The sequence below is a fragment of the Wenzhouxiangella sp. AB-CW3 genome (genome assembly GCF_014725735.1).
Lineage (GTDB): Bacteria > Pseudomonadota > Gammaproteobacteria > Xanthomonadales > Wenzhouxiangellaceae > Wenzhouxiangella.
The window spans coordinates 696,821-709,019 of sequence record NZ_CP061368.1 but is presented as its reverse complement, the minus strand read 5'-3'; the positions used below and the strand labels follow the sequence as shown (position 1 = coordinate 709,019).

Annotated in this window: 10 protein-coding genes; 6 read left to right on the top strand and 4 right to left on the bottom strand. The window is 64.2% G+C overall.

The window, feature by feature from the left end; genetic code table 11:
• Positions 1-63: 63 nt before the first annotated feature.
• Positions 64-849 carry an ABC transporter permease gene (locus IC757_RS03070; protein ID WP_190975934.1) on the bottom strand — a complete coding sequence of 262 codons (786 nt, stop codon included), beginning with the start codon at positions 847-849 and terminating at the stop codon, positions 64-66.
• A complete protein-coding gene (locus tag IC757_RS03065) occupies positions 846-1,841 on the bottom strand; it encodes an ABC transporter ATP-binding protein (RefSeq protein ID WP_190975933.1) in 996 nt (331 codons plus the stop codon). Before IC757_RS03065 ends, IC757_RS03070 begins: the two co-directional genes overlap by 4 nt.
• 233 nt (positions 1,842-2,074) lie before the next feature.
• On the opposite strand from IC757_RS03065, the gene IC757_RS03060 reads away from it, so the two are divergent.
• The gene (locus IC757_RS03060) at positions 2,075-3,094 is read left to right on the top strand and encodes a class 1 fructose-bisphosphatase (RefSeq protein ID WP_190975932.1); all 1,020 of its coding nucleotides are present in this window, start codon (positions 2,075-2,077) and stop codon (positions 3,092-3,094) included.
• Positions 3,095-3,127: 33 nt separating this feature from the next.
• Positions 3,128-5,137: a S9 family peptidase gene (locus IC757_RS03055; protein WP_190975931.1), complete on the top strand. Its 2,010-nt coding sequence runs from the start codon at positions 3,128-3,130 to the stop codon at positions 5,135-5,137.
• 59 nt (positions 5,138-5,196) lie between these two features.
• On the opposite strand, the gene IC757_RS03050 is transcribed toward IC757_RS03055, so the two are convergent.
• A complete protein-coding gene (locus tag IC757_RS03050; RefSeq protein WP_190975930.1) occupies positions 5,197-6,630 on the bottom strand; it encodes a glucose-6-phosphate isomerase in 1,434 nt (477 codons plus the stop codon).
• A gap of 14 nt (positions 6,631-6,644) precedes the next feature.
• A complete protein-coding gene (panD, locus tag IC757_RS03045; RefSeq protein WP_190975929.1) occupies positions 6,645-7,025 on the bottom strand; it encodes an aspartate 1-decarboxylase in 381 nt (126 codons plus the stop codon).
• Positions 7,026-7,364: 339 nt separating this feature from the next.
• Between panD and IC757_RS03040 the strand changes: the two genes are divergently transcribed.
• Genes IC757_RS03040 through IC757_RS03025 form a run of 4 tightly spaced genes read left to right on the top strand, consistent with a single transcriptional unit; the run spans position 7,365 to position 12,004 of the window.
• Complete coding sequence (locus tag IC757_RS03040; protein WP_190975928.1) at positions 7,365-7,796, top strand: DUF3429 family protein; 432 nt, start codon at positions 7,365-7,367, stop codon at positions 7,794-7,796.
• The gene (locus tag IC757_RS03035) at positions 7,786-8,463 is read left to right on the top strand and encodes an ABC transporter ATP-binding protein (protein ID WP_190975927.1); all 678 of its coding nucleotides are present in this window, start codon (positions 7,786-7,788) and stop codon (positions 8,461-8,463) included. The genes IC757_RS03040 and IC757_RS03035 overlap by 11 nt, the downstream gene beginning before the upstream one ends.
• Complete coding sequence (locus IC757_RS03030; protein ID WP_190975926.1) at positions 8,460-10,895, top strand: FtsX-like permease family protein; 2,436 nt, start codon at positions 8,460-8,462, stop codon at positions 10,893-10,895. Before IC757_RS03035 ends, IC757_RS03030 begins: the two co-directional genes overlap by 4 nt.
• Positions 10,892-12,004: a lipocalin-like domain-containing protein gene (locus IC757_RS03025; RefSeq protein WP_190975925.1), complete on the top strand. Its 1,113-nt coding sequence runs from the start codon at positions 10,892-10,894 to the stop codon at positions 12,002-12,004. Before IC757_RS03030 ends, IC757_RS03025 begins: the two co-directional genes overlap by 4 nt.
• The last annotated feature ends 195 nt before the right edge of the window (positions 12,005-12,199 follow it).

Genomic DNA, 12,199 nt, shown 5'->3' with positions numbered 1-12,199 from the left:
TTGCCAGGCCGATGCCACGCGCTTGCCAAATATCCCCAGCAATGCCGGGGGATATGCACTGCATCAAGGCTTGATGCGGTAGCCGGTGCGCAACATCCACCAGACCAGGCCGATGCACAGTGTACAGAAACCAAGCAAAACCGCCAGGCTGACCCAGGGCGCCACGTCGCCGCTGCCATGGAAACACCAACGGAAGCCGGAGATGACGTAGACCAGCGGATTGAACAGGCTGATCGTGCGCCAGGGCTCCGGCAGCATCTCGATGGAATAGAACACCCCGCCGAGGAAGGTCAGCGGTGTGACCACAAGCATGGGCAGCAGCTGCAGGTGTTCGAACCCTTCGGCCCAGATGCCGATGATGAACCCGGCCAGGCAGAAGGCAAAACACACCAGGAACAGGTACAGCAGCATCAATACCGGATAGGCCACTTCCAGGTCGATCAGTACGCTGGCCGTGGCCAGGATCAGCAGACCGAGCAGCAGAGACTTGGTGGCCGCAGCGCCGACATAGGCCAGCACCATCTCGATGGCAGAAATCGGGGCCGAGAGGATTTCATAGATGGTGCCCGAGAAGCGCGGCATGTAGATGCCGAACGCGGCGTTGCTCAGGCTCTGGGTGAAAACGGTAAGCAAAATCAGGCCCGGTACGATGAAAGCGCCGTAGCTGACGCCGTCGATCTCGCCAATGCGATTGCCGATGGCAGACCCGAACACCACGAAGTACAGCACTGTAGTAATAACCGGGGTGGCCATGCTTTGCCACAGGGTGCGCTTGAAGCGCCCCATTTCAAACAGGTAGAGCGCACGCACGCCGCGCAGATTGAAGCGCGGGAAGGTGGAAGCATTCATCGGTTTTCCTCGAGCAGGCGAATGAAGATCTCTTCCAGGGAGCTCTGTCGGGTATTGAGATCGGTAAATTCGACACCGGCCCGTGCCAGCTCACGGAGCAATTGCGGCACGCGGGCCTGCTCGTCGTTGGCATCGAAGTGGTATTCGATCACCTCACCCTGCTCCGCCAGATCCAGCCCCCAGTGTTCCAGCTCCGGCGGCAGTGCGGGCAGCGGACTGTCCAGGTGCAGGGTGAGCTGCTTGCGCCCGAGTTTCCGGATCAGGGCGGCCTTGTCGTCGACCAGGATCAAGCGCCCCTGGTGAATCACGCCGATCCGATCGGCCATTTCTTCGGCCTCCTCGATGTAGTGGGTGGTCAGCAGAATGCTGACCCCCCGCTCACGCAAGCGGTGGACCAGGGCCCACATGTCACGCCGCAACTCGACATCGACCCCGGCGGTCGGCTCGTCGAGAAACAGCAGCTCCGGCTCGTGCGACAGTGCCTTGGCAATCAGCACGCGGCGCTTCATGCCGCCGGACAGCGTCATGATGCGTTGATCGCGCTTTTCCCACAGGCTCAGATCCCGCAGCAGCTGCTCGAGAAAGCGATCGTCGGGCTCGCATCCGAACAGACCACGCGAAAAACGCACCGTGTCGATCACGGTTTCGAAGGTGTCGGTATGCAGCTCCTGCGGCACCAGGCCGACGCGTGAGCGAGTCTCGCGGTAGTCTGGCCCGATATCGAATCCGGCAACCTGCACCTGACCTTGACCCGGCTGGACAAGACCGCAGACGATGCTGATCAGCGTGGTCTTGCCGGCTCCGTTGGGCCCGAGCAGGGCGAAGATTTCACCGCGACACATCTCCAGGTCGACTTCATCGAGCGCGCGATGCCCTCCGGCATAGGTCTTGGAAAGCCCGCGCACCGACAACACCGGGCCAGCCGGAAAAGTGGCAGTGCCTTCATTCGAAAGGGTTCGAGTGCCCGGGGTTCCGGGCTGGTGCAGATCCATTCATCGGCTCCGTTGAGTCATTCCGCTCCGACACCGGCAGGTGCGGGCAACACACTTACCCCCATGAAATAGCATACCGCCGTGGTCAAGACACTGGCGGACCGGATCACCCCAGGCCGTTCCATGCCTCAATCGGGGCTCTGGCCATCATCCCGCGCTTGGCTGGACGGGTGGCTCATGGTAGATTCCCGTGCCTTGTACTCCGACCCAGCGGACAGGACAGGATTCGGCTCATGCGCATCGGTACCACGCTTACCAATTACATCATCCAGAACCAGCGCCACATCGAAGGCGCTACCGGTGAATTCACCGGCCTGCTCAACGACATTGCCGTGGCGTGCAAGAAAATTGCCGACCTGGTCAACAAGGGCGCACTGGTCAATGTCCTGGGGGCCACCGACAGCCGGAACGTGCAGGGTGAAACCCAGAAAAAGCTCGATGTGATCTCCAATGAGCTGATGATCGAGGCGCTGCGATACAACGGCCATATTGCGGCTCTGGCCTCGGAGGAAATGGACTCGGTCTACCACCTGCCGGCCAATGCCCCGCGTGGCAAGTACCTGCTGCTGTGCGATCCGCTCGACGGCTCGTCGAATATCGACGTCAATGTCTCGGTCGGTACGATATTTTCCATTCTCAAGGCACCCGACGGGGTGACCAACCCTTCCGAGAAGGACTTCCTGCGTCCTGGCACTGAGCAGGTCGCTGCCGGCTACTGTCTCTATGGCCCCTCGACCATGCTGGTACTGACCACCGGCCACGGTGTCAGCATGTTCACCCTGGATCGGGACTTCGGTGAATTCCTGCTGACCCGTGAACAAGTCGAGATTCCGGTCGACACCGGGGAATTCGCCATCAATATGTCCTACCAGCGCTTCTGGGACCAACCAATCACTCAGTACATCGAAGAATGCCTGCAGGGTGCCGACGGTCCTCGCCAGAAGAATTTCAACATGCGCTGGGTAGCTTCCATGGTGGCCGAGGTCCATCGCATTCTCACCCGTGGCGGGGTTTTCCTCTATCCCTGCCACAGCCAGCTCCGGGCCGCCGGCAAGGCCGGCAAGCTGCGCCTGCTGTATGAAGCCAACCCCATGGCCTATATCGTCGAGCAGGCCGGTGGCGCGGCCAGCACGGGGCTGGAACGCATTCTCGAAGTCAATCCGGAAGAGATCCATCAGCGTGTCCCGGTCATTCTCGGTGCCCGCAATGAAGTCCGGCGCGTGGATGAACTCCACCGCTCGGAAGCAGGCTAAGATGTTGCGGCACTCTCAAGCCCAGGCAACATCATGACAAGAATACCGCTTTTCCTGCTACTGGCCCTTGCACTCTGCCTGCCCCTTTGGGCCGATGACATCCAGCCCCTGGCGCCGGATGACTACTACGACTTCCAGTTCATCCAGGACCCGCAACTGGCCGGCGATGGCGGGCGCATCGCCTTCGTGCGCGCCCAAGTCAACGAGGAGCGACGCGGCCGCGACTCGGCCATCTGGACGGTGGCCGCTGACGGCTCGAGCCCGGCCGAGTCATTCACCAGTGGCGATTCTGACCGTCACCCGCGCTTCTCCCCGGGTGGCAGCGAACTGGCCTTTCTGCGCCCGATCGATGGCGATACCCAGATTCACCGCATGCCCATTGATGGCGGCGAGGCCCGGCCGGCCACCACCATTCGCCAGGGACGGATTGCCGGTTTCACCTGGCTGCCAGATGGACAACGGATGGTGCTGACGCTGTCCATCGACCCGGCCGTCGATGACCCGACCGAGGCCGAAGAGGACAACGACGAACCCAGTGCCGACGTGAAGATCTATTCGCGCCAGCTTTATCGTACCGAGGCCGCGGGCTGGCTGGACGAGCGCCGCAATACGCTGTGGCTGCTCGAACTCGAAAGCGGCGAACTGACCCGGCTGACCGCCGACAGCGAGTGGAATTACAACAACCCGGCCGTTTCGCCCGATGGGCGCCTGCTGGCATTTAACGCCGATCGCAGCGGAAGTGAGTACGACGGCGGTCACAACCAGGACATCTATCTGCTCGACCTGGACAGTGGCGAAGACCGCAAGCTGCCCACTCCAGACGGTCGTGCCACCTCGCCTGTCTTTTCGCCCGATGGCCAGCAGATCGCGTTCAGCTACCAGTCCGACCGCTATCGTCCGACCGAGCTGCACCTGATCAGCATCGACGGCGAGGCCCATGAAGTGCTGCACGACGGTCAGGACCTGTCCGTGGCCGAGGCCATGTGGCCGGAAGGATACGACCGGCCGCTCATTCGCGCCGACTATCGCGGCAGCCATCCGCTGATGCGACTGCACGACGATGGCAGCACGGAGATTCTGATCGGAGAGGGCGCCGTGCTCAATGGCTTGAGCTTCGCCGACGATGGCCGGACGCTGGCGTTCCTGATGGAAAGCGAGACCCGTCTGGCCGAAGTTCACCTGGCCGGTAACGACTCGTTCGAGCCGCGGCGGCTGACCGAATTCAACGACGAACTGCTGTCCTCGCGTCACCTTGGTGAACTGGACCGCTTCAGCTTCGAAGTCGAAGACAACAAGGTGGTCGACGGCTTTCTGCTGCGCCCGAAAGGCTTCGAGGCCGACCAGCCCTGGTCGCTGGTTCTCAATATCCGCGGCGGCCCGGCCGGCATGTGGGGACATCGCTGGTTCCATGAATTCCAGATGATGGCCGGAGCCGGCTACGCGGTGCTGTTCACCAACTACCGCGGCTCTACCGGCTACGGTTTCGACTTCCAGTCGGCCGTCTACCAGGACTACGGTGGCGTCGACTACCGCGACAACATCCAAGCCCTGGACGAGGCCCTGCAGCGCTTCGACTGGATCGACGTGGATCGTCTTTACCTGACCGGGGGAAGTCATGGCGGCTTTCTGACCAACTGGATCACCACGCAGACCGATCGCTTCCGCGCAGCCGTCACCCAGCGCAGCGTGTCGAACTGGGTGTCCGAGGCCGGCACCCAGGCCTACGTTCCGGCCATGATGAATGCCGAGTTCGGCGGCACGATCTGGGAAAACTACGACTACTACTGGGGACGTTCACCTCTGAAGTATGCCGACCAGGTACGCACCCCTACCCTGATCATCCACTCCACGGATGACCAGATCACGCCCATCGGCCAGGGGCAGGAGTGGTTCTACGCCTTGATCAACAACGATGTGGAAACCGAACTGGCCGTGTTCGAGGGCGAAGGCCACGGACTGTCACGCGCCGGCACACCGGTCAACCTGGTCAAGCGTCTGGAACTGATTCTGGACTGGTTCGAACGGCATCACCCGCGCGAATGATCCCATGAGGAATGTCCTGAACCACTCCACGCGTCCGCGTGGAGTGGTTCAGGGGATACTCAGGTGCCGGACTGCAACCGGGACCGAATTTCGGCGGCCAGTCGCTTGCCTTCTTCCACGCCCCACTGGTCGAAGGCATTGATGCCCCAGAGCACCGACAGAGCATAGACTGCATGCTCCAGGCTGGCCAGCAGCCAGCCAAGGTTGTCGCTATCGAGTTCGTCGACAATGAGCGTGGCAACGGGACGATTGCCAGGCATGTTCTGGTAGATTTCGCCGTCGGACCGACCGTTGGCAAAGGCCCTGGCCTGGGCCAGCAGATGGGCATACTGGGCCTGGTGCCACTCCGGATAGGCATGGCGGTCGCGCAGGCTGCCGACCAGCAGCAGGGGATGCGTATCACGCCCCTGGTGCAGGGCCTGGAAGATGGAATGCTGAAGATCGGTGCCACGGCCACCGTAGATCAGGGGGGCAGTCGGCACATCGAGGGGGCGGTCATCCAGGTCCACACCCTTGCCCAGGCTCTCCATGACCAGCTGCTGCAGATGACCGGCCAGCAGCGCCAGGCGCGGCTCATAACTGACAACACCCAGCGTGTTCAGATCCAGATCTCGCCGCAGATAGTGCATCAGCAGGGCCAGCACCACGGCCATGGACGGGTCCTGCTCTGACCGGGCAAACTCGCGGTCGGCCCGCTCGGCACCGGCAAGCAGGCGGCGAAAACGCTCCGGTCCAATGCGCGCCGCGGCGCTTACACCCACCGAGGACCACAGCGAGTAGCGGCCACCCACAAAGCTCGGAAACTCAAGCACGTGATCGGCCGGCACCCCGAACTCCTCAGCCCTCCCGGCATTGGCGGTGGCCGCCCATGCACGCTTTGCCCAGCCTTCGCCCAGCCACTGGCGCGCGGCCCTGGCCTGGGTCATGGTTTCTTCCGTGGAAAACGACTTCGAGGCCATCACCATGCCGGTGGTGGCCGGATCAAGCTCGCGGCACAAGCGTTCGAACCGCCGCCCATCCAGGGTTGACAGCCAGTGCACGCGCACGGCGCTGTCGTCGGCATTGAGGGCGTCGGCGACCAGCCGCGGACCCAGGTCGGAACCGCCGATGCCGATATGCAGCAGGTCGGTCAGGCCGCTGCTGCCATCATGCAGGCGCGCGGCAAGGTCCATAAAACGCTGTCGCTGGCGCAGCAGTGTGGCCATATCGGCGCCAGGACCAAAGCTGCTGCCTTCTTCGGCACGTAGCGCCATGTGCAAGGCGGGCTGGCGTTCGCTGGTATTGACCGACTCGCCCGCGAACAGGCGGGCGACGGCGGCGCCCAGTCCTGCCGATTCTGTCAGGGTATGGAGTGACGTCAGACCCGCCCGCTCAAGCGGAATTCGTGAATAGTCCAGTTCCCAGTCCGATTGCCTGAGACGAAAGTCTTGTTCTCGCCCGGGATCGCTTTCGAAGAGTTCGGCGATGCCGGGGGTGTCGTTTTTTTGCAACATCCAGTCAGGGTGCCTCAGGCCGCCTGGACAGGAATCCGGCCGGCGGTGCGTGCGATACGGTTCTCGGCATCCGGGTACACCAGCTTGGGCTCGTGACTGGCCGCTTCCGATTCGCTCATCCGCGAGTAGGCGGCAATGATGATGAGATCACCCTCGTTGGCCTTGTGCGCGGCCGCTCCGTTGACCGAAATCACACCGCTGTCGCGCTCGGCTCGAATGGCATAGGTCACGAACCGCTCGCCATTGGCGATATTGTAGATATGTATCTGTTCGTACTCGAGAATTCCAGAAGCTTCCAGCAGTGCCTCGTCGATCGCGCAGGAACCCTCGTAGTCGAGTTCGACCCGCGTCACGGTCGCGCGATGGATCTTGGCTTTGAGCATATTCAGTTGCATGGTCGGTTACCCTGCGATTTGACGATCATCTAAAAAAAACCCCTCCCCTTTGAGGGGGAGGGGCAATGGATGTCGGAGTGATGTACCTCGCTTCGCGCCCTGCGACCTTAGTTGTTCCGTTGCGGCTTTACCAAGGTTGGTTGCAAGTCTACCACAACTCTCGCCGGCTTGCCAAGCTTACTCGCCCTGAAGCGGTCTTTTGAAGCACATCCGTTTCGAACGGGGGCCAGACAAAAAGTTCCACCACCGCCCGCCGCTGCAGTACAGCACCTCGCTTTCGTTTAACCCCTGCCGAGTTATAGTGATGCCACTGTTCATTGTTGCTCGGAGGAACGGTTCATGACACAAAGCGCCCGGATCGCACGACTGACCGGCTGGATCGGACTGGCGCCCCTGGCGGGTCTGCCGATCATTGCCCTGATCCCCTCCCCGGACTGGCTTGTTGACCTGCTGGTGAGCTGGGCGGTGATCCTGCTTGCCTTCTGGGCCGGCCACTTGTGGATGCGTCATCTCGACGACGATCCGCCGCGCCCGTGGCTGCTGATTGCGGCGCTGGCCCTCGCGCTGGTGGCCTGGCCGGCCCTCGTCATGCCGTTGCACTGGGCCATGTTCTGGCTGGCCGCGCTGTATACCATCTACCTGTTCATCGACGAACCCTGGCGGGCACAGGGCCGCAGCGGCTGGCACCGGCGCATGCGACTGATGCTCACCCTGGCGGCCATCGCTGTTCTGCTTGCCAGCGGCCTACTGGGCAGTGCGGGTGTCAGCTGAGCCGGTATTGCGCCTGAGCGGGCTTTCGCGGCATTTCGTTTCCGGCGGTGAGACGATCCGTGTCCTGGACGGACTCGAACTGGAAGTGGCCGCCGGAGAGCGCGTGGCCGTCATGGGGGCTTCGGGGTCCGGCAAGTCCACCCTGCTGCACCTGGCCGCCGGCATGGATCGGCCCGACGAAGGGCACGTGCAGGTGGCGGGCATCGATCTCGCCGGTACCCCGGAGCCCAAGCGCACACGGCTGAGGGCCGCCACCATCGGCCTGGTATTCCAGGACTTCAACCTGATTGACAGCCTCAGCGTGGCGGAAAACATCGAACTGCCGATGTGGCTCAATGGCAAATCACTCGAGGACAGGACTTTTCGGGCACTGACCGGAGAACTCGGCCTCGAACGCTTGCTGGATCGCCTGCCCGGTGAACTATCGGGCGGAGAACAGCAAAGAGTGGCCATTGCCCGGGCCCTGATCCACGAACCCCGTCTGCTGCTGGCCGACGAGCCCACCGGTGCGCTCGACCAGGTCACCGCGGCCGGCGTGCTCGACCTGTTCGACCGGGTCACCGCGGGGCGCGACTGCGCGCTGGTGATGGTCACTCACAACCCGGACGCGGCACGCATCTGCAATCGCACGCTGTGGCTGAAGCAGGGCCGCCTCGAAGCCGAATGAGACTGCTGGTTCAGTCATCGCGGCGCTTCTTCTATCGACACCCGGGGCAGTTGCTGCTGGCCCTGGTCGGCATAGCCGCCGGCGTGGCCGTGGTGACCGGGGTGGCGTTGATGCGCGATGTGCTGATCAATGCACTGGACCTGGCCGGCGAAGAACTGGCCGGACGCGACAGTGTCCGGGTCCATCACCCGTCGGGCCGGATCGACGAGTCGCTGCTCGCCGACCTGGCCACCCGCCCCGGCGCACCGGAGCTGGTGCCGGCGATCGCCGCACGAGCACGCCACGACGGTCGCATCCTGGAGTTGCTGGCCACCGACCCGATTGCCGTGGGCGGCGAGACCGGCATGGGCCTGGACGGCAACCAGATCAATGCGCTGATGCGCAATCGAGCTGGGGTGGCCATGAACGAGGCCACGGCCAGACGACTGGCGAAGAGCGAAGGCGATCATATCGACCTGCGCATTGCCGGCGCCAACCATCAACTCGAACTGACCGCCATTCTGGCACGCGGACGGGCGCTGGACGACCGATTGCTGATGGATATCGGCTCGGCCCAGGAGGTGCTCGGGCGCCAGGGAGAACTGAGCTGGATCGAGGCACCGGCCGGCAGCCGCGCCTGGCTGGAAGCCGAGCTGCCCGAGGGAGTCCGCATCGAAAGCGCCGGCGAGCGCCGCGATGCCGCCGCCCGCCTGACCGAGGGCATGCGCGCCAACCTGACCGCGATGAGCCTGCTCAGCCTGGCCGTCGGCCTGTTCGTGATCTACAGCGTGCTGTCATTTCTGCTGGTGCAACGACGCCGCGCCGTCGGCATGCTACGCGCCGTCGGGGTTACGCGCGGGCAGATCACCGGTCTGCTGGCCACCGAGACATTCATCCTGGCCGGGCTCGGCGCCTTGATCGGCCTCGTCCTGGGTACGGTGCTGGCCGACCAGTTGCTGACCCTGGTGCGCCAGCCCATTGCCGAACTCTACCGGCTTGTGCCGGCGGCGCAGACCCGCCCGACCGTCACCCTTTACCTCGCAATCTGGGCTCTGGCGGTGGCACTGGCCCTGGGCAGCACCCTGGCCGTATGGCTGGAAGCCCGACGGATTCCGCCCGGGCAGCTGGTGCGCCAGGATCGTGACCCGACCGGCACACGGCCCGGACTATATGCGGCGGCAACCGGCCTGCTGATCACCGGCATGGCCGTCACCCTGCTGTCGGCGGGGCTGGCCGCGGCGCTGGGTGGCCTGTTCCTGGCCCTGATGGGCTGTGCCCTGCTCGCCCCCCGGGCCGGCATGCTGCTTCTGCGACTAATGCGCTGGCCGCTGAAGCACAAGCTAGCCGGACGCGCGCTGGGCATGCTGGCCACCTCGCGACGCCGCATTGCCCCGGCCCTGGCGGCACTGAGCATGGCACTGGCCCTGAGTGCCGGCATCGGCATGATGGTGCTGGGCTTTCGCGTCACCGTCGATGACTGGATCGAGCGGCTGCTGCGCGCCGAAGCCTATGTCACCGTCAGCCAGGGCGTCATCGATGCCGAACTGACCGAGCGCATCGGCGAGCTCGAGGGCATCGCCGCGGTGTCCAGTGCGCGCCAGCATCACCTGCCCGACGGCCGGGTGCTGATCGCCTACGACCTGCCGGCCGACGCCTGGGACGGTTTCGAGCTGGTCGCCGGCGACCCGGGCCCGGCACGCGAGGCGTTCATGGCCGGCGAAGCGGTACTGGTCACCGAACCCTTCGCCCGCCGCCAGGACAAGACCATCGGCGACGAGATTGTGATCGAATCGGGCGACCATCGCCACAGTCTGCCGATTGCCGCCGTTTACCGCGACTACGGCAGCGACCAGGGTGCGATCGCGGTGAATGCCGATGACTACCGCGACTGGTTCGATGACGAGGTCCGCGACAGCCTCGGGCTGTACTTTCACGAAACCGGCGATATCGAGCGCTGGCGTCAGCGCCTTGAGGCCATCGACGAGCGCATCGTGGTCACCACGCCAGAGCAGGTCCGCGCGCAGACCCTGGTGGTGTTCGACCGCACCTTCCGCATCTCCTGGGCACTGGCCGCACTGGTCGGCATCATCGCGCTGATCGCCCTGGTCAGCGCCCTGCTGGCGCTGGGGCTGGAGCGGCGGCGCGACCATGCAACCCTGCGCGCCCTGGGCCTGACTCGGCGCGGACTGACCGGCCTGGTGGTCAGCCAGACCACCGGGCTGGCTGCGGCCAGCGCCCTGGTCGCCGCGCCGCTGGCCATCGCCATCCACGCCGGACTCACACTGGTAGTGCAACCGCGCGCTTTCGGCTGGTCCCTGCCGCTGAGCCTGCCCTTGCCACCGCTGGGCGCCATGCTCATGCTGGCGCTGGCCGCCGGGCTGATCGCCGGCCTGTACCCGGCCTGGCAGATCGCCTCGCGCAATCCTTCGAGCGAATTGCGGAGCCGCGGATGAAACGCGATCTTGTCATCGTCTTGCTGATTGCGCTGGCGCTGGCTGCCTGGCTGGGCTGGCAGACGCGCGAAGCACAACCGCAGCCGGTAAGGCTGCAGGCCAGCGGCCTGCTGACCGCCGCACCCGACGAATTCCGGCGCGTGACCGGGCCCGTGCCGCTGGAATTCCCGGCCGATCATGCCCTGCATCCGGGCTATCGCAACGAATGGTGGTATTTCACCGGCAGCCTGGAGCGACCGGAGGGACCGGCCGGTTTCCAGTTCACCCTGTTCCGCTTCGCCCTGGATCCCGGGCCGACGCCGGACTCCGCCTGGGCCGCCGAAGCGATCTGGATGGCGCACCTGGCCGTCAGCGATGGTGCCGGGGAACGCTTCTACCAGGCCGAACGCTTTGCCCGCGATGCCATCGGCCTGGCCGGCGCCGAGACCGACCGCTGGTGGCTGCGCGACTGGCAGGTGCTGGCCACCGAGGATGGCTGGCGGCTCAAGGCCGATGCCGGAGACTTCGCCGTCGATCTGGACATGGCACAGCTAAAGCCCTTCGTCCTGCAGGGCGATGCCGGCTACAGCCAGAAAGGCCCGGAGCCGGGCAATGCCTCGCGCTACTACTCGGCCACCCGCCTGGCCACCGACGGTCGCATTCGCCTGGGTGATCGCTGGCATTTGGTGACCGGCAACGCCTGGCTGGACCGCGAGTGGGGATCGAGCCAGCTTTCAGACGACCTGGCCGGCTGGGACTGGTTTGCACTGCAGCTAGCCGACGGGCGCGACCTGATGGTCTACCGCCTGCGCGATCACGACGGCAACCCGTCGCCCTATTCCGCCGGCGTGGTCGTGGCCGAAGACGGCACGCCGACCCACCTTGGCCTTGAAGACTTCAGCACAACCGAAAAGCGCTGGTGGCGCGATCACGAGGGCCATCGCTGGCCCGTGGAATGGCAGGTCAGCGTACCGAAAGCCGACTTGGACCTGCGCGTCGAACCACTGTTCGACGAACAGCGCTGGGACCGCTCGGTGATTTACTGGGAGGGTGCGATGAAAGTCAGCGATACCGAAACAGGCGAGCCGCTGGGTCGCGGCTACCTGGAGATGAGTGGGTATGGGGATTGAGTTTGAAGTGTGAAGCTTGAAGTGTGAAGTGTGAAGGGCGGGCGTAACCGGGCGTCTTGGGGAGCACGAAGCGTCTTGCCTTCCGGGTCAGGTTGGGAGATGGGTGTTAGGTGTTAGGCAATGCCCATTGACGCACCCCCTTGCTTCTTAACACTTAACACTTAACACTTAACACTTAACACCTCCAACACTACC

Excerpts from the sequence above, each read along its gene's own strand:
- IC757_RS03070 (WP_190975934.1), bottom strand. The coding sequence starts at position 849 with ATGAATGCTTCCACCTTCCCGCGCTTCAATCTGCGCGGCGTGCGTGCG.
- IC757_RS03065 (WP_190975933.1), bottom strand. The coding sequence starts at position 1,841 with ATGGATCTGCACCAGCCCGGAACCCCGGGCACTCGAACCCTTTCGAAT.
- IC757_RS03060 (WP_190975932.1), top strand. The coding sequence starts at position 2,075 with ATGCGCATCGGTACCACGCTTACCAATTACATCATCCAGAACCAGCGC.
- IC757_RS03055 (WP_190975931.1), top strand. The coding sequence starts at position 3,128 with ATGACAAGAATACCGCTTTTCCTGCTACTGGCCCTTGCACTCTGCCTG.
- IC757_RS03050 (WP_190975930.1), bottom strand. The coding sequence starts at position 6,630 with ATGTTGCAAAAAAACGACACCCCCGGCATCGCCGAACTCTTCGAAAGC.
- panD (WP_190975929.1), bottom strand. The coding sequence starts at position 7,025 with ATGCAACTGAATATGCTCAAAGCCAAGATCCATCGCGCGACCGTGACG.
- IC757_RS03040 (WP_190975928.1), top strand. The coding sequence starts at position 7,365 with ATGACACAAAGCGCCCGGATCGCACGACTGACCGGCTGGATCGGACTG.
- IC757_RS03030 (WP_190975926.1), top strand. The coding sequence starts at position 8,460 with ATGAGACTGCTGGTTCAGTCATCGCGGCGCTTCTTCTATCGACACCCG.
- IC757_RS03025 (WP_190975925.1), top strand. The coding sequence starts at position 10,892 with ATGAAACGCGATCTTGTCATCGTCTTGCTGATTGCGCTGGCGCTGGCT.